General features: G+C 70.7%; 12 protein-coding genes and 1 pseudogene. 5 read left to right on the top strand and 8 right to left on the bottom strand.

The genetic code is table 11. The annotated features are described in order from the left end of the window. The first annotated feature begins 141 nt into the window (after positions 1–141). Positions 142–2,889, top strand: a complete 2,748-nt coding sequence (locus ACFYWQ_RS14460) for a family 78 glycoside hydrolase catalytic domain (RefSeq protein ID WP_389516250.1) — start codon at positions 142–144, stop codon at positions 2,887–2,889. Here the strand turns inward: ACFYWQ_RS14460 and ACFYWQ_RS14455 are convergent. Beyond that, a complete protein-coding gene (locus ACFYWQ_RS14455; protein ID WP_389516249.1) occupies positions 2,825–3,184 on the bottom strand; it encodes an excisionase in 360 nt (119 codons plus the stop codon). The two genes, ACFYWQ_RS14460 and ACFYWQ_RS14455, sit on opposite strands and share 65 nt — an antisense overlap. A gap of 70 nt (positions 3,185–3,254) precedes the next feature. On the opposite strand from ACFYWQ_RS14455, the gene ACFYWQ_RS14450 reads away from it, so the two are divergent. Both ACFYWQ_RS14450 and ACFYWQ_RS14445 read left to right on the top strand, forming a co-directional pair. Then, the gene (locus ACFYWQ_RS14450; protein ID WP_389516247.1) at positions 3,255–4,229 is read left to right on the top strand and encodes a Clp protease N-terminal domain-containing protein; all 975 of its coding nucleotides are present in this window, start codon (positions 3,255–3,257) and stop codon (positions 4,227–4,229) included. A 160-nt stretch (positions 4,230–4,389) separates the two neighbouring features. Further along, positions 4,390–5,547 carry an FAD-dependent oxidoreductase gene (locus ACFYWQ_RS14445; protein ID WP_389516244.1) on the top strand — a complete coding sequence of 386 codons (1,158 nt, stop codon included), beginning with the start codon at positions 4,390–4,392 and terminating at the stop codon, positions 5,545–5,547. A gap of 140 nt (positions 5,548–5,687) precedes the next feature. Here ACFYWQ_RS14445 and ACFYWQ_RS14440 read toward each other — a convergent pair whose 3' ends face one another. From ACFYWQ_RS14440 to ACFYWQ_RS14415, 6 genes are all read right to left on the bottom strand, one after another. After that, positions 5,688–8,510, bottom strand: a complete 2,823-nt coding sequence (locus ACFYWQ_RS14440; protein WP_389516241.1) for a heparinase II/III family protein — start codon at positions 8,508–8,510, stop codon at positions 5,688–5,690. Between the two features lie 34 nt (positions 8,511–8,544). Beyond that, positions 8,545–9,438, bottom strand: a complete 894-nt coding sequence (locus tag ACFYWQ_RS14435; RefSeq protein WP_389516238.1) for a polysaccharide lyase — start codon at positions 9,436–9,438, stop codon at positions 8,545–8,547. Positions 9,439–9,477: 39 nt separating this feature from the next. Continuing rightward, positions 9,478–10,449 carry a hydroxyacid dehydrogenase gene (locus ACFYWQ_RS14430; protein WP_389517391.1) on the bottom strand — a complete coding sequence of 324 codons (972 nt, stop codon included), beginning with the start codon at positions 10,447–10,449 and terminating at the stop codon, positions 9,478–9,480. A gap of 71 nt (positions 10,450–10,520) precedes the next feature. Beyond that, on the bottom strand, positions 10,521–11,498 hold the full coding sequence (locus ACFYWQ_RS14425; protein ID WP_389516236.1) for a carbohydrate ABC transporter permease: 978 nt from the start codon (positions 11,496–11,498) through the stop codon (positions 10,521–10,523). Next, positions 11,495–12,388, bottom strand: a complete 894-nt coding sequence (locus ACFYWQ_RS14420) for a carbohydrate ABC transporter permease (RefSeq protein ID WP_389516234.1) — start codon at positions 12,386–12,388, stop codon at positions 11,495–11,497. The genes ACFYWQ_RS14425 and ACFYWQ_RS14420 overlap by 4 nt, the downstream gene beginning before the upstream one ends. Positions 12,389–12,461: 73 nt before the next feature. Further along, entirely contained in the window at positions 12,462–13,766 is a 1,305-nt protein-coding gene (locus tag ACFYWQ_RS14415; RefSeq protein ID WP_389516232.1) for an ABC transporter substrate-binding protein, read from the bottom strand. A gap of 145 nt (positions 13,767–13,911) precedes the next feature. Here ACFYWQ_RS14415 and ACFYWQ_RS14410 point away from each other — a divergent pair. Together ACFYWQ_RS14410 and ACFYWQ_RS14405 are read left to right on the top strand one after the other, a co-directional pair. Further along, a pseudogene (locus ACFYWQ_RS14410) lies at positions 13,912–14,076 on the top strand (DeoR family transcriptional regulator); the annotation flags it as partial. Between the two features lie 120 nt (positions 14,077–14,196). Then, the gene (locus tag ACFYWQ_RS14405) at positions 14,197–15,045 is read left to right on the top strand and encodes a substrate-binding domain-containing protein (protein WP_389517389.1); all 849 of its coding nucleotides are present in this window, start codon (positions 14,197–14,199) and stop codon (positions 15,043–15,045) included. 154 nt (positions 15,046–15,199) lie between these two features. Here the strand turns inward: ACFYWQ_RS14405 and ACFYWQ_RS14400 are convergent, their stop codons facing one another. Then, entirely contained in the window at positions 15,200–16,069 is an 870-nt protein-coding gene (locus tag ACFYWQ_RS14400; RefSeq protein WP_389516230.1) for an alpha/beta fold hydrolase, read from the bottom strand. Positions 16,070–16,172: the final 103 nt, after the last annotated feature.

Below are 16,172 nucleotides of genomic sequence, written 5' to 3'. Positions count from 1 at the left end.
CCGCCCCGGCGGGGGCCTCGTACGCGGGTCGCCCGCCACCGCGCCGCCGGGGCCCCGCATGCGGGTCGCCCGCGTTCCACCGGCACCGGTGACACCCTGTGTCCCCCGCACCCCCGCACCGCCACACGCAGAACGGATGCCATGTTGAGCGCACCTACCCGGCTTCGGGTCGAACACCTGGACCACGCACTCGGCATCACACAGCCCCGGCCCAGGCTGTCCTGGCAGCTGCCGGCCGGGTGCCGGATCCAACGCGCCTACCAGGTCCGGATGGGGCAGTGGGACTCAGGGCGTGTGGAGTCGGGGGAGAGCGTGCTGGTCGACGTCGGAGCACCGCCGCTCAGCTCGCGTGAACACCGCGCCTGGCAGGTACGGGTGTGGACGGACGCCGGGCTCAGCGACTGGTCGGAGCCGTCCTGGCTGGAGGCGGGTCTCCTGCGCCAGGACGACTGGCGGGCCGACTGGATCCGCCCCGCGGAAGACGTCGTCGCCGCGCCGGGGGAGCGTCCCGCTCATCTCCTGCGGGGGACGCTCACCCTGCCGGACGCGGTGACGTCGGCGCGTGTCCACGTCACCGCCGAGGGCCTCTACGAACTCTTCGTCAACGGCGTCCGCGTCGGTGACGACGAACTCACCCCGGGCTTCACCGACTACCGCCACACCGTGCAGGTCCAGACCTACGACGTCGGCGCCCTCCTGCGCCCCGGCGGCAACACCGTCGGCGCGGTCCTCTCCGACGGCTGGTTCCGCGGCGTCAACGGAATGTTCCGGGACTCCGACTGCTTCGGCGACCGCACCGCCCTGCTCCTCCAGATGCACCTGACGCTGCCGGACGGCACGGAGGAGGTCTTCTGCACCGACGCGACCTGGCGCAGCACCACGGGCCCGATCACCCGCGCGGACCTCCTGGGCGGTGTCACCGCGGACCTGCGCGCGGAACCGGCCGAACGCCCGACGGCCGACGCGCCCGACGGTGCCGGCTGGGCTCCGGTGACCGTGGCGGACCTCGGGTTCGACCGCCTGGTGGCCTCGCCCGCGCCCGCGGTGCGCCGCACCGAGCACCGCCGCCCGCTCACGGTCCACCGCGCCCCGTCCGGTGCCCAGGTCGCCGACTTCGGGGAGAACATCGTCGGCTGGGTGCGCCTCGCCGAACTCGGCCCGGAGGGCACCCGGCTCGTCCTCACCCACGGGGAAGCGCTGTCCCCCGACGGCGAGGTCAGCCGGCGCAATCTGCTCCCGGACCACATGCCGCCCGCGTGGGAGGAACAGCTGACACCCGGACAGGTGGACGTCGTCGTCTCCGCGGGACGCCCGGGCGACGTGTTCGAACCCCGCCACTCCACCAAGGGATTCCGGTACGTGGCCGTCGACGGCGCGGGCGTGCGCGACCTCACTCCGGACGACGTCACCGGGGTCGTCGTCCACACCGACCTGCGCCCCACCGGGTCCTTCCGGTGCAGCGACGAACGGCTGAACCGGCTGCACGAGGTCGCCGTACGCAGTTTCCTCGGCAACGCCGTCGACATCCCCACCGACTGCCCGACCCGGGAACGATCCGGCTGGACCGGGGACTGGGCCCTCTTCGTGCCGACGGCCGCCTTCCTCTTCGACGTCGCGGGATTCTCCCAGAAGTGGCTGCGCGACCTGGCAACCCAGCAGTTCGAGGACGGCGTCGTCCCCAACTGGGTGCCCGACCAGCTCGGCGCCGCCACGCGGGAGCACCCCCTCCTCGGGGAGAACCTGGGCTCGGCGGGCTGGGGGGACGCCACCGTGATCGTGCCGTGGGAGATCTACCGGGCCTACGGCGATCAGGGCCTGCTGGCGCGTCAGTGGCCGTCGATGGTGGCCTGGGTCGAGCGGGCGATCCGCATGGCGCGCGACGGGCGGCACCCGCGACGCGCCGCCGAGCGACCCGTGCCCGCACCGCACGAGGAGTACCTGTGGGACACCGGCTTCCACTTCGGTGAGTGGCTGGAACCCGGGGAGCAGCCCGGCTGGGAGGAACTGCGCGTCCAGGACCAGTCCGCGGTCGCCACCGCCTACCTGCGCCACTCCACCCGCCTGCTGGCGCGCATCGCCGCCGTGCTCGGCCGCACCGCCGAGGCGGAGCGCTACCGGCGCATCAGCGAACACGCCCGGCACGCCTGGCAGACCGAGTTCGTCGACGGCACCGGCCAGGTGCGCCCCGAGACCCAGGCGACCTTGGTGCGGGCTCTCGCCTTCGACCTCGTCGAGCCCGGACTGCGCGCCACGGTGGCCGGCCGACTGGCCGAGCTGGTGAAGACCGCGGGCAGCCGCCTGGGAACCGGTTTCCTCGCCACCCCCCACCTCCTTCCCGTCCTCGCCAAGACGGGCCGTGCGGACCTCGCCTACGAGGTGCTCCTCCAGGACGCGCCGCCGTCGTGGATGCACATGCTCGACCAGGGCGCCACCACCGTGTGGGAGCTGTGGGAGGCCGTGGACGCCGAGGGCGTGGCGCACGAATCGCTCAACCACTACAGCAAGGGTGCGGTGATCGACTTCCTGCACCGGTTCGCCGCCGGACTGCGCATCGTCGACGAGGGGCCCGGGTACCGGCGCTTCCGGGTCGAGCCCTGCCCGGGGGGAGGACTGACCTGGGCGGAGGTCACCCACGACAGCCCGTACGGCCGGATCGAAGTGGCCTGGCGGAAGCACGGGCGGACCACCCGGCTGAGGGTGACCGTGCCCCCCGGCACCGAGGCCCACGTCGTGCTGCCCGACGGGCGGTGCGCCGACATCGGTCCCGGCACCGCGCTCTTCGACTGCACGGACGCGGCGGGTCCGGCGGTGCCGCTCGCGCCGGTCACTTCCGCTCCAGCGCCGCCAGTCGCAGCTCCAGCTGGTCCACCCGGTGCTGTAGCAGGGTGACCTGGGCTTCCAGGCTGACTTCCCGTTCCGCCCTGCGCTGGATGCGCGGTGACGCGGCGGCACGCTCGATCACCGCGTCCAGCTGGACCAGACGCTGCGGCCCGTTCGGGCCGTCCACCAGCCGGGACCGGATCTCGCCGTTGCGGTACCAGGACCGCAGGGCCGAGCGGGACACGCCGGTCTCGGCTTCCGCCTTGGCCAGCGTGACCCAGGGTGTCTCGTCCAGCTGCTCGAACAGCTCCAGCTCGTTCTGCCAGCGCGCGAGCCGGCCCTCCCACTCCGACGGCGTCTCCATCTCCCACCCTCTCTTCAGCACGGTGACCCTGTCAATGCCAGTGTATTGACAGGGCTGAGAGCATGGAAGCATGCCTTTCGAACGGTTCACGGTGGAAGCCCGCAAGGTGGTCGTCACGGCTCAGGAGGAGGCGAGGCTGCTCAAGCACAGCTACATCGGCACGGAACACATCCTGTTGGGGCTGCTCGACGCGCCGGACAGCAAGGCGGCGAAAGTCCTGCACCAGCTCGGGTACGACAAGGCGACGGCGCAGGCCGACATCGCCGCGATGGCCAAGCCCGGCACGGAGGAGCTGAGCGGCCACATCCCGTTCGCGCCGGGCGCGAAGAAGACGCTGGACCTCGCCCTGCGCGAGGCGCAGCAACTGCACCACACCTCCATCGGCACGGAACACATCCTGCTCGCCCTGGTCACCGGGGACGGCGAGGGCGTCGGCGCGAAGGTGCTCGCCGAGCGGATCCGTCCGGTCAGCAAGGTCCGTGCCGCGGTGCTGGCATCACTGGACGGGGCGCGGGACGTCGCGGCCGGCCCCTGGCCGACCGGCACACCCGCCACCGAGGACACCGTGTCCGTCGCCGGCGCGCTGGCCGGTGGGGCACCGGTCGGCAGCCATCACCTGCTCGAGGCGATGCTGCGGGCGGAGAACAGCATGGCGGCCAGGGTGCTGCGCGAACTCGGGGTCGACCCGGACGCGGTCGCCGCCAAGATCGACGAACTGGATCCGGAGACGACCACGGACGCGAACCCCGAGGAGACCGCCGCGCGCACGATGGAGATCCGGCTGGTCGACGACGAGGTGCACCTGATCCTGCGGGACCCGGCAACGGTCACCGCCGCCCAGAAGGTCACCGAGCTGTCCGGCGGCCCGATCCGGGGCGTCGGGCCGGTCGCCGGCATGTTCGTCCCGCTCTGGCGGTCGACCAACCAACTGCTGTTCCGGTTCCAGCACATGCTGGAACCGGAACCCGAGGAAGAGGGCGGATCCGCCGCGAGCCACGTGGCCAAGGCCGTGCGCACGGTGCTCGCGCCCCGGCTGCGCCGGTGAACCGGCTGATCAGCGGGCCGGGAACCGTCGGCGGGACAGGCGAGGGACCCGGCCGAGGCGATCGGCGAGTCCGGGAGCGCGTTCGGCGCCCCGCCGTTGGCCCGCGCGTACCACGGGGCGATCTCCCACGAACAGACAGTACGGCGCATCGGAGGCGACCATGACCATCACCATCGTCGGAGCCGGGCTGGGCGGACTGGCCCTTGCCCGTGTGCTGCACGTGCACGGCATCGACGCCGTCGTGTACGAACGGGAGCCGTCGCGCGACGCGCGCGGTCAGGGCGGCATGCTGGATCTGCACTCCGGGACCGGGCAGCGCGCGATGCGCGAGGCAGGCCTGATCGACCGGTTCCACGCGATCGCCCGACGTGAAGGCCAGGACCTGCGGCTTCTCGAGCCGGACGGCACCCTGCTGTTACAGGAGGACACGCCCGACGACGCCCCGCTGGAGCGACCTGAGGTCGACCGTGCCGAGCTGCGCGACCTGCTGCTGGACTCGCTCCCCGAGCACACGGTGCGCTGGGGGCGCGCGTTCGTATCCGCCGAGGACGGCCTGCTGCACTTCGCCGACGGCAGCAGTGCGCCGTACGACCTGCTGGTCGGCGCCGACGGCGCGAACTCCCGGGTCCGCGCGCTGCTCACCGACGCCCGGCCGGCGCACACCGGCCACAACGCCGTCGAGCTCGGCATCCCCGACATCGACCGCACCCACCCCGACCTCGCGGCGATGGTCGGGCGCGGCAACTACTGGGTGCTCGGCGACGGACAGTCCCTGTCGGCGCAGCGCAACGGCGACGGCCGCGTACGCGTCTACCTCAGCTTCTACAACACCGCCGAGGACTGGTTCGCGACCAGTGGGATCACGTTCGGCGACCCGGCCGCCGCCCGGGCGCGGCTGATCGACCTGTTCGCCGGCTGGGACCCACGGTTCACCGCACTGATCGCGGCCTGCGACGACACTGTCCTGCCGCGGTCGATCAGCGCACTCCCGGTCGGCCTGACCTGGCCGTCCGCGCCGGACGTCACGCTGCTCGGCGATGCCGCGCACCTGATGCCGCCGGTGGGGCAGGGTGCCAACATGGCGCTGCTCGACGGTGCCCTGCTCGGCCTCGCGCTGGCCGCGCACCCGGACGACGTGCCCGCCGCCGTCGCAGAGTACGAACGCGAGATGTTCGAACGTACCAGCGCTGCCGGCCGGCAGTCCGCGTACGTCCAGGACATCCTGACGTCGCCGGACGCCGGCCGGAGAATGCTCGCGTTCTTCCAGCCCCCGGCTCCCACCGCACCGGATCCCGGCGTCGGCGCCGGACGCGTATGAGCTGATCCGGCACCTGACGCGGGGGGCGAGGCCGGGCCGGCCACCGCCTCCGGGCGTACCTGTCCCGGACGCGGCAGGTGCTCGACGGCCCCGGACCGGAGTTGTCCGGGGCCGTCGAGCACGTGGGCACCGCCGCCGGGTCACCGCAGTGCGGCCACCACGACGAGGTCCCGCTTCCGCGTCAGGGGCACGGCCTGCCCGGCGACGGTGGCGCTGCGCGCCCAGGGAGCCGCCAGGTAGAGGTCCGCGCCGCCGGCCGCGGCGGCGGTGCCGGACACCTCGATGGTCTTGTCCCTCGTGTTCAGCCGCACCGCCAGAGTGCCGTTCAGCGCCTGGTCGGCGGCGAGCAGGTCGTTCTTGCCCTGCTGGAGCGTGGTGCCACCGGTGAGCAGGATGCGCAGCACGCTCTGGTCCTGGTCGACGTAGGCCAGGGGGCCGTCGTACCGGTACGGCCCGAAGCCGCGTGAGGTCCCGTCGTCCGCCGCTCGCAGGTAGTACCCCTTGAGCGAGTCGGCCCGCAGTTCCAGCACCCGCGCGCTGTCCGAGCCTGTCACCAGGCTCAGGCTCGCCTTGGCGCGGGTGTGCTCCCGCACCGGCAGCAGCAGCGTGTCCAGCTTCACCGTGCCCGGCGAGGCCAGCGAGTAGGACACGTAGGCGGCGGGGGCCACCTGGTAGGTGACGGGCGAGTAGTAACCGTCCTTGAGCGCGGGAGTGGCCGCGTCCGGGTCGGCGGGGATGATGTGCAGCTGGGTGCCGCTGCCGAACGCGGTCCGCGCCGTCGCGCCGTCGAGGGTGGGGGCGGCGTCGGGCAGCAGATGCCAGTTCTGCTCGTAGGAATGCTCCGCGGAGTCGGCGGGAGTCAGGGCGTCGGAGACGATCCAGCCCAGGTCGTGCAGGAACAGGACGGAGCGTTCGTGGCGCACTCCGGCCGTCGCGTCGGTGTAGCCGTCGGCGAGGTCGGCCCACGGCGTGGCGACGTTGCCGACCGACCCGGCGGCGGTCGGGTCCTGCGCGGCCCCGTCGACGGTGATGGTGTTGTGCGACTGGGTGGTCTTGCGCAGCCAGTCGGCCGTGGGGTCGGTGACGTAGGCGTAGGCGCCCATGGCGGGCAGCAGCGGCCGGTCGTGGGCGTAGACCTGGACGGCGAGTTCGTCGGGGTGGCCGTGGTTGCCGCGGTCGGCGCCGATCCGCAGGTACCAGTCCGTGTCGGTCCAGCCGGTGCGCTGTACGGCGACCCGGGTGTCCGGGTAGGTGACCGAGGTGTGGTCGGGCTCGGTGCCCTCGGCGCCCGCGGTGGCCACGTACTTCAGCTGGTCGTCGCCGAGCAGGTCGGCGAGCTTGGCCAGGGAGGAGCGCTGGTTTGTGTAGCTGGAGTCGCCGTAGGCGGGGTCGTAGCCGTTGGGGTAGGTCTGGTCGGCGAGGAACCAGGACAGGCCGCTCAGCGGGGCGATGGTGCCGACGTCGTAGCTGTTGGCGACCAGCACGTTCGAGGTGCCGACGAACGTGTTCGCGACGCCCATGGCGTAGGTGGAGGACGCTTCGATGTAGCCGCCGTCGGCGTAGAGCGAGCTGCCGAGCTGCTGGACCAGATAGGCCAGCGCGTCCTGTCGCCACTGGGTCGCCGAGGCGAACTCGGGGAAGCACACGCCGAGGTAGACCAGCGCGCTCTTGATGGTGATCATCCAGTTGGCGGTGGCGGAGGTGGTGGTGGAGAAGAAGGGCCCGGCGGCGTAGAGGGCCTTGAGCAGGGTGGTGTTGGTGTCGGCCGTCAGCGACGGGCTGGAGCGCAGGATCTCGTACACGTAGCACCAGTTCTGGACGCGCCACGCCGCGTCGAGGTTGCGGGGGTAGCTCGCGGCCCCGGCCGCCGATCCGTAGGCGCTGGTGTTGGTGTCGGCGATGAAGTCGGTCATCAGACCGATGAGTCCGGTGGCGATCTCCTCGTCGCCCGCGGCGGCGTAGGCGTCGGCGAGCGGGCCGGCGAAGTAGAACCGGGGCAGCTGGTAGTAGAACTCGCTGTCGACGTTGGCGCCCGTGATCTTCTTCCAGTCGAAGCCCTTCGCGTCCCCCTGCCAGGAGAAGGTGTTCTGGACGGTGTTGTTCCAGGTACGGGTCGACTCGTCGAAACCGACCTGGACCTGGTAGAGCATGACGTCCTGCGCGGTGCCGCTGGTGCGGCCGGTCAGGCCGAGGGTGGCGGTCTGCGGGGAGGTCACGCCGGACAGGTCGAACCACAGGTAGCCCTTGCGGCTGGTGGAGCTGAAGGCTCCCGTGCCCTCGTCGTGCACCTCGATCGTCTCGGCGGAACCGAAGACGGTGTCCGCGTCGGTGCCCGCCGCGATGTAACAGCTCTGGTCCGCGGCGAGGGTGAGGACGGTGCCGTCCTCGTAGGTGAGCGTCAGCTCCGGAGCGCCGTCGGCCGCGTGCCGACTCGCGAACTCGGCACGGGCGGACTCCTTGTTGCGGGCCATGAGCATGAACCCCACCCCACCGGCGCTGATCGCGCCCTGCACCGCCGAGGTGACGTCGGGGGCCGACGTCGTCCAGTCGGTGCCGACGGTGAGGGTGGTCTGGTAGATCTCCCCCTTGCCCAGGGTCCATATGTGGTCGAGGAACAGCGGGACGAGCGAAGTGCTGTACACGCCGTTGTACGCCCAGGCGGGCGGGACGCGCTCGTCGCGGCCCTTCATGTACTGGAGGAGGGCGGTGCGGGCCGTCCGGTAGTCGCCCGCGCGTGCGGCGTCGGCGACGGACGTCATCCCGGGGTGACCGTCGTAGTCGAACACCGGGCTGGTGCTCCAGGTGCCGGTGGTGGAGTTCCAGGCACCGAAGAATGCGGCGTCGGAGATCTCGGTGGTGACGGTCGCGGCTGCGGCGCCGGTGGCCGCGACGACGCTCAGCAGGGGCGTCGCCGCCGCGCCGGCCAGGATCGCCTGGAGGATGTGTCTGCGGGTGAGGGACATGCTGGTCTCCTGGAAAGGGCGGGGTGGGTGGGGCTCAGGTGGTGGGATCGACGTCGTCGAAGCCGCTGTCGGAGTCGGCGGCGGCAGCGACGTTGTCGTGCCAGACGACGCGTTCGGTGACGGCGGTGGCCCCGTCCCGCCAGGCGGGCTTGTAGATGCCCCACTTGAGGTAGCCGTAGGTGCTGGATGCGTCGTTGTAGGTGTTGGCCACGTTCTCGGCGTCCAGGACCTGGGTCCAGCCGGTGGCCTTGCTGGTCTGGTGCCAGGCCTTGATCGAACCGGTCTGCGTGTACTGCCAGTTCACCTGGAAGACGAAGTCGTGCCAGACGCCGGTCGTCAACGTGGCCAGGTTGTAGCTGGTCTTGCTGAGGGCGGCGCTCGCGTTGTCCTGGTAGTCGCAGAGCACCGGGTCGGAGTTGACCCGCAGCCGCAGCAGGGAGGCGGCTGTCGAGGTGGCCGGCAGCACCTCCAGGAACATGGAGGGGGAGCGGTTGGGGTCGTCACACGAGGACTTGGTGTGGTGCCACTGGAAGATGATGTCCTCGGCGGTGTCGGCCTGCCAGGTGGAGGGGATGTAGACGCTGAAGCCGTACCAGTACGTCTGGCCCGGCTGGAAGCGGGTGGCCGTGATGCTCTCGGCGTCGCTCTCCGCCCGCGGCCCGCCGGCGGAGGTGTCCCCGTACTTCAGGTCGGAGCGCAGGGAGTCGCTTCCGGTGCGGGCCAGGGAGCTGTCGACGGTCAGGGAGTACGTGCAGCAGCCCGCCAGGCCGATGCCCGAGATCCCGGAGGAGGTGTCCCCGGTCTCGTAGGTCGCGCGGATGACCGCGTCCGCGGAGGCGGAGGTGGCGAAGCCGACGAGCAGGGCCTGAAGGGTGACGAGGATGATCAGTAGGGGTCGACAGGAACCTTTCTTTCCACTGTCCGGCATTGCTTTTCCTGCCTTTCTGGACGTGTCGCCCGTCTCGGGTCAGGCGGAGCGGGCGAGCTGGGCGTGGTGGACGGGGCGGGCGAAGGGCTGTCCCGCGGCGAAGCGGGCCAGTTCCGCGAGCGCGTGTTCGGTGAGCCGCTCCAGTTCCCCGCCGATCGAGCCGGCGATGTGCGGGGTCAGCAGCACTCCGGGCAGTTCGTACAGGGCGGAGGAGGCCGGCAGGGGCTCCGGGTCCGCCACGTCGAGCACGGCGTGGATACGCCCGGAGGCCAGTTCGCGGGTGAGGGCGTCGGTGTCCACGAGCGCCCCTCGCGCGGTGTTGATCAGCGTGGCTCCGTCGCGGAGCAGCGCCAGCCGCCCGCGGTCCATCATGTGGTGGGTCTCCGGCAGGCTGGGGGCGTGCAGGGAGACGGTGTCGGACGCGGCGACCAGGGTGTCGAGGTCGACCAGGCGGGCTCCGAGCGACCGTGCCTCGGGCTCGTCCAGGTAGGGGTCGGTGACCAGGACGTCGAAGTCGAACGGCCTCAGCAGTTCCAGCACCCGGCGGCCGATGAGCGAGGCGCCGACGATGCCCACGGTCCGGCGGTAGTTGCCGACGGCCGGGAAGTGGTCGGTCCACGGCAGGAACGTGCGGTGCTCGCGGTAGAGGTTGCCGATCTGCCATACGCGCTTGTGGGCGAAGAGGATGGCGGCCAGCGTGAACTCGGCCACCGGCACGGCGTTCGCCTCGGCACCCGAGGAGACCGCGATGCCGCGCTCCCAGCAGGCCTCGGTGATGTGGTGCTTGACCGAACCGGCGATGTGGATGACCGCTCGCAGACGCGGCGCCCGGTCCAGGACGTCCCGCTCCAGCGGCGGGCAGCCCCAGCTGGTGATGAGCACCTCGACGGAGGCGAGATCGGCCGCCTCGCCGAAGTCCTCCACCACGTCGGCGGGGTCGAGGTCGGCGAGCTGGACCAGACGGGCCGTCAGGTCCGGCGTGAACAGGGAGTCCCGCACGGACCGGCGCATGGCGAGCCTGGCCACGGGGCGGCGGCCGGGGGCGGTCCCCGTCGTGGCGGTGGTTCCTTCCGGGTGAACGCTCACTTGACGGCTCCGGCCGTCATACCCGAGCGCCAGGACCGCTGGACGGCGAGGAACAGGGCGATCAGCGGGATCACGGCCACGAGCGAGCCGGTGATGGCGAGCAGGTAGTCGTCCGGGTGTCCCTGGCTGAGCGCGCTCGCGTTCCAGGCGTACAGGCCCAGGTTGACGGGGTACAGCTGCTGGTTCGACAGCATCACCAGGGGCAGGAAGAAGTTGTTCCAGATCGCGGTGAACTGGAAGAGCCCGATGGTGACGACGCCGGAGCGCATCATGGGCAGGGCGACCGACCAGAAGGCCCGCAGTTCTCCGGCGCCGTCCATGCGGGCCGCCTCGATGACCTCGTCGGGGACGTAGGAAGCGCTGAAGATCCGCGCCAGGTAGACCCCGAAGGGGAAGACCAGGCCGGGCAGGAACACTCCCCAGAAGGTGTTGACCAGGCCGACTTCGGCGGCGAGCAGATAGGTCGGCAGGACCAGGGCGGCGGAGGGGACCATCACGCCCAGCAGCACCAGCCCGTAGGCGGCGCCCTTGCCGGGAAAGGTGAACTTGTCGAAGGCGTAGCCGGCCATCGCGCAGATCAGGGCGGCGAGCACGGCCCCGCCGCCGGCGTAGAGCAGGGTGTTCCACAGCCAGCGGACGTAGATGCCGTTGTCCGCGGCGAACAGGTGGCGGAGGTTCTCGAAGAGGTGGAACTGACGGCCGGGAGCGAACCCGTTGGTCCCGAAGAGGTCGGTCAGGTTCTTGGTCGACGCCATCAGCAGCCAGACGGGAGGCGCGAGGGTGTAGACGACGACGAGCAGCAGGATCGCGTTCACCCCGAAGCGGGAGAGCGATCCGGGGGTGCGCGCCCCGCGCCGCCGGCGGGCGGGCCCGGTCGTGGGCCCGGTGCTCGGCGCCGCCGTGGGCGGGTGGTGCGCGGCGGAGTCGTCGCCCGCGGCCGGGTCCGTGCGGGGAGGTCCGAGGGTCTTGTTCATGCGGTGCTCCGTCGGTTGGCCAGCCGCGTGACGACGAAGGACAGTACGGCCGCGAAGCCCGCGATCAGCAGCGAGGCGGCGGCAGCGGTCCCGTAGTCGTTGCGGTTGAAGGCCGCGTCCTGGGTGTAGAGGTTCGGCGTCCAGGTCCTGGTGATCGAGGAGGAGGCCTGGAGGAGGATCTTCGGCTCGTTGAACAGCTGGATGCCGCCGATGACGGTGAAGAGGGCCGCCATGGCCACGGCGGGGCGGATCAGCGGCGCCTTGATCCGCACGGCGAGTTGCAGCCGGTTGACGCCGTCCAGGGTGGCGGCCTCGACCACCTCCTGGGGGACGGCCTGGAGGGCCGCGTAGAAGATGACGACGTTGTAGCCCAGCCATTCCCACATGGCGACGTTGACGACGGACAGCAGGGGATGGGTGCTGGCCACGCTCGCGGCGTCCGACGACTGCCCGAGCCAGTCGGTGACCGGGCTGAGCCCCGGTGTGTAGAGGTAGAGCCAGATGAGGGCCGCCACCAGTCCGGGGACCGCGTGCGGAATGAACACGATCACCTGGGTGACGCGCCTGGCCGCGGCCAGACCGGAGTCCAGCAGCAGCGCCACGGCCAGGGCACTGAGCGTCAGCACCGGGACGTAGATGGCCACGTAGGCGGCGATGGTGAGGAAACCGTGCAGGAACTCGGCGTCTCCGAGCACCCTGGCGTAGTTGCCGATGCCGGTGAACTGCTTTTCCACTCCGCCGAGTCCGAGACCGGAGGACTGCTCGCTGAACAGGCTCAGCCAGGCGGCGTAGCACAGCGGCGCCAGGGTGACGAGGGAGAAGAGGATCAGGAACGGTGAGAGGAACAGGACGGCGCCGCGCAGCTGCCGTTGTCTCATGGGGATCGCCATGGGGGTTACTCCTGGGATTGTCTGCCGGCCGGCCGGACACGCCGGGTCCCGCGCGTTCCGGCCGGCGGCCGGATCACTGGGCGACGGTCAGACCGCGGTCCTTCGTCGCCTTCACCGTGGCGTCCTGGACCTGCCGGTAGACGTCGGGGAGACGGGCCGAACCGCTGGTCACCTTGCCCAGCCGGTCGGCGAAGGCCGACTCGGTGGTGGCCATCGTCGGGCCCCACCGCCAGTCCGGCTCGACGGAGTCGTAGGAGTCGGTGAGCACCGAGAAGATGTCCTGGCCGCCGTAGTAGTCGGTGGTGAACTTGCTCTTGGCGGTCGTCACCAGAGCCTTCTTCGCCGGGTACATGCTGGTGGCGTCATTGGCGTACCAGGCTTCGACGCCCTTGGCGTCCGTGGTGATCCACTTGATGAACTCCAGGGCGGCGGCGGAGTTCTCGGAGCCCTTGGGGATGATGAAGGAGGATCCGCCCCACATCGCCGAGCTGCTGGTGCCGTCCCAGCTGGGAAGCTCGGCCACGGCCCAGTCGCCGCTCTGGTCCGGGACCGTCGCCTTCAGGTTGCCGGCGCACCAGGAGGCGCAGAAGTAGCCGACGAGCTTCTCCTTCTGCACGTCCGTCCAGAACTGGTCGGTGTAGTCCGGCAGGGTGCTGACGAGGCCGTCGCTCACCAGGTCCTGCCAGTACGAGGCGACCTTCAGGGACGCCGCGTCATCGATGCCGATCTTCCAGGAGTCGCCCTCGGTGCCGAACCAGTTGCCGCCGGCCTGCCAGGACAGTGCGGTGAGCAGGTTGTAGTTGTTGGTGAGATAGGCGCCGGCCCGCTTGTCGCCGTCGACCGACTTGACCTTGGCCGCGAGCTCCTTGTATTCCGCCCAGGTGGTGGGCGCGGTCAGGTGGTGCGCGTCGAAGAAGTCCTTGCGGTAGAAGTACACCATCGGGGACGCGTCCCGCGGTACGGCCCAGGTCTTGCCACCGAGCTGGACCAGGTCCTGGATGGGATCCGGGAAGGTCTTGTCCACCAGCGACCCCGCCTGGTCGCTGAGGTCGGTGGCACCGCCGAGGCTGACGATCTCGGGAAGCCTGGTGTACTCCGCCACCGCCACGTCCGGCACATCGCCGGACTTGATGGCGTTGGACAGCTTGTTGTAGTAGTCCGTGGTGCTGGCAGGCTGTGTCACGAACTTGACCTTGATGTTCGGGTGTGACGCGTTGAAGGCGGCGGCCACGGTGTCCGAACCACGGAGGAAGGACCAGAAGGTGACTTCCTGCACCTTGCTCTCCGCGCCCTGTGTGCTGTCCCCGGACGAACACGCCGCCGTCACCGACAGCAGCAGGGCCGCCGTGAGGGCGACGACAGATCTCCGACTGCGCATCTTCATTCGCCTTTCGTTTGATGTCAGCCGACTGTCTGATATCGAACCTTGCCTGTCAAGCGGTGGTGCGATGTCGTTTTCGCAGCGGTTGGGCGAGCAAGTGATATCGTTTACTTCCAAGTGACCGAGGGGAAAGAGGAGTAGCGTGCATGCGGAAGACCGGCACCGGGCGATCATCGAGACGACCAGAGCCCGGGGATCCATCACGATCCGTGAACTCGCCGAGGAGCTGGGGGCCTCGGCCGTTACCATCCGTGGCGATGTGCGAGAACTGGCGCGGCAGGGCACTGTGCGGCGCGTGCACGGAGGAGTGGTGTGGCCCGCGCAGGAGGAACAGCCTCCGAGGCCGTCCAAGCCGGCCGGGTATCCGGCGGAGCCCTCGGTATCCGAACGCTCACCGTACGAGGCGGCTCCGGTATACAACCTGGGCATGGTCGTGCCGCACTCGTCGTACTACTACCCGGAAGTGGTCAACGGTGCCCGCGCCGCCGCTGAGGCCCTGGGGGTGAAGCTGATCCTCGGTGTGTCGCACAACGCCGTCGCCGAGGAGCAGGCCCTGGTCGCGCGGATGCTGCAACCACCGTCAGGGATCGACGGTCTGGTGCTGACCACGGTGGAGGACCCGCGCACCTCGCCCGGCACCGAGGCCTGGCTGCGGGACCTGCCCGTCCCCGTCGTCCTCGCCGAGCGCCGGACCGGGCCGGCCGCCGGCTTCGTCGAGGACGTGGCCACCGATCACGAGTACGGCGCCTATCTCGCGGTACGCCATCTGGCCGGACAAGGGCGCAGCCGTATCGCACTGCTCCAGATCGACACCCTCACCGCCCCCATGCTCCAGGTCGGCTACCAGGACGCGACGGCCGCCCTGGAACTGCGGCCCTGCTCCCCCGACGTCCCGGGCCTGCTCATGGAGAACGATCTCGCGGACCTGGACGAGAAGTGCGCGCGGCTGGTGCGCGCCGTCAAGGAGGGCCAGGTCGACGCCGTCCTGGTCCACAACGACTCGATCGCCCTCCCCCTGGTGAGCCGCCTCCAGGCGGCGGGCGTCCGGATCCCCGCGGACCTCGCGGTCGTCACCTACGACGACGAACTCGCCGCTCTCGCCTCCCCGCCCCTGACCGGAGTGGCGCCGCCCCGGCACGCGGTGGGCGCGGAGGCCGTCGGACTGCTGGTCAGAAGACTCCAGGACCCGGACCGTCCGGCTCATTCCCTCAGGCTGCGCCCGTTCCTCAACGTCCGGGACCAGGAGACCGCGGCTGCTGCGCTCCCCGGTTCTTGACCCGGCTCGGTGGAGCCGGGGCCGGTCGTGCAGGCGTGCGGGGCGAACGGTCCGGTCGTGTCCTTGCTGAGGACACGGCCGCGCGCCTTCGGGACGCCGGCAGGCCCGTGGGGCCGGGTGACGGCACCCGGCCCCACGGGCTCGTGTCCACCGGTCACTTCAGGACGCGGCCGAGGAACCCGCGGATGTATCCGCTGATGGCATCGAGGTGGCTCTCCAGGGCGAAGTGGCCCGACTCCAGGAGATGGATCTCGGCCTCGGGCAGGTCCCGCCGGAAGGCGCGGGCGCCGTCGGGGCCGAAGATCTCGTCGCCCTGGCCCCAGACGGCCAGGAGCGGCACCTGGCTGGTGCGGAAGTATGCGTGCACCTTCGGGTACAGCGTCACGTTGGTCGGGTAGTCCCGGAAGAGCTGGAGCTGGATCTCGTCGTTGCCGGGGCGGTCGAGCAGCGCCTGGTCGTGGCTCCAGGTGTCGGGGCTGATCAGGGTCGGGTCGGCGACGCCGTTCTCGTACTGCCAGCGGGTGCTGTCGAGGGTGAGGGCGCCGCGGACGGTGGGCTCGGTGTCCGGGCCCGGTGCCTCGGCGTAGGCGAACAGGCCGTCCCAGAACGCCCTCACGAAGCCGTCCTCGTAGGCGTTGCCGTTCTGCGTGATGACCGCCGTCACGCGGTCGGGCCTGCGGGTGGCCAGGCGCCAGCCGATGGGGGCGCCGTAGTCCTGGACGTACATCGCGAACCTGTCGACGCCCAGGCGCTCCAGGAAGGACTCCGTGACGTCGGCCAGCGCGTCGAAGGTGTACGGGAAGTCGCCGAGTGCCGGCATCGACGACCGGCCGAAGCCGATGTGGTCGGGGGCGATCACGTGGTAGCGGTCGGCGAGGGCGGGGATGAGGTGGCGGAACATGTGCGAGCTGGTCGGGAAGCCGTGCAGGAGCAGGACGACCGGTGCCTCGCTCGGTCCGGCTTCCCGGTAGAAGACGTTCAGTCCGTCGATCTCGACGGTGCGGTGGTGTACGACCGGAGCCATGGCTGATCTCCCAGGTTGGAGGAGTGGTGGGTGGGATGTCACTGACGGTAGGCGGCACGCGTGACGACGGGCAGCTGTCATGTGACGGTGCCGCTTCGGGAGG

The sequence above is a fragment of the Streptomyces sp. NPDC003247 genome (assembly GCF_042888135.1).
Lineage (GTDB): Bacteria > Actinomycetota > Actinomycetes > Streptomycetales > Streptomycetaceae > Streptomyces.
The sequence above is the reverse complement of the archived record's forward strand: the minus strand, read 5'-3'. Positions and strand labels throughout refer to the sequence as shown.

Coding starts and splice junctions, on each gene's coding strand:
- ACFYWQ_RS14460 (WP_389516250.1), top strand. CDS start 142: ATGTTGAGCGCACCTACCCGGCTTCGGGTCGAACACCTGGACCACGCA.
- ACFYWQ_RS14455 (WP_389516249.1), bottom strand. CDS start 3,184: ATGGAGACGCCGTCGGAGTGGGAGGGCCGGCTCGCGCGCTGGCAGAAC.
- ACFYWQ_RS14450 (WP_389516247.1), top strand. CDS start 3,255: ATGCCTTTCGAACGGTTCACGGTGGAAGCCCGCAAGGTGGTCGTCACG.
- ACFYWQ_RS14445 (WP_389516244.1), top strand. CDS start 4,390: ATGACCATCACCATCGTCGGAGCCGGGCTGGGCGGACTGGCCCTTGCC.
- ACFYWQ_RS14440 (WP_389516241.1), bottom strand. CDS start 8,510: ATGTCCCTCACCCGCAGACACATCCTCCAGGCGATCCTGGCCGGCGCG.
- ACFYWQ_RS14435 (WP_389516238.1), bottom strand. CDS start 9,438: ATGCCGGACAGTGGAAAGAAAGGTTCCTGTCGACCCCTACTGATCATC.
- ACFYWQ_RS14430 (WP_389517391.1), bottom strand. CDS start 10,449: ATGCGCCGGTCCGTGCGGGACTCCCTGTTCACGCCGGACCTGACGGCC.
- ACFYWQ_RS14425 (WP_389516236.1), bottom strand. CDS start 11,498: ATGAACAAGACCCTCGGACCTCCCCGCACGGACCCGGCCGCGGGCGAC.
- ACFYWQ_RS14420 (WP_389516234.1), bottom strand. CDS start 12,388: ATGGCGATCCCCATGAGACAACGGCAGCTGCGCGGCGCCGTCCTGTTC.
- ACFYWQ_RS14415 (WP_389516232.1), bottom strand. CDS start 13,766: ATGCGCAGTCGGAGATCTGTCGTCGCCCTCACGGCGGCCCTGCTGCTG.
- ACFYWQ_RS14405 (WP_389517389.1), top strand. CDS start 14,197: ATGGTCGTGCCGCACTCGTCGTACTACTACCCGGAAGTGGTCAACGGT.
- ACFYWQ_RS14400 (WP_389516230.1), bottom strand. CDS start 16,069: ATGGCTCCGGTCGTACACCACCGCACCGTCGAGATCGACGGACTGAAC.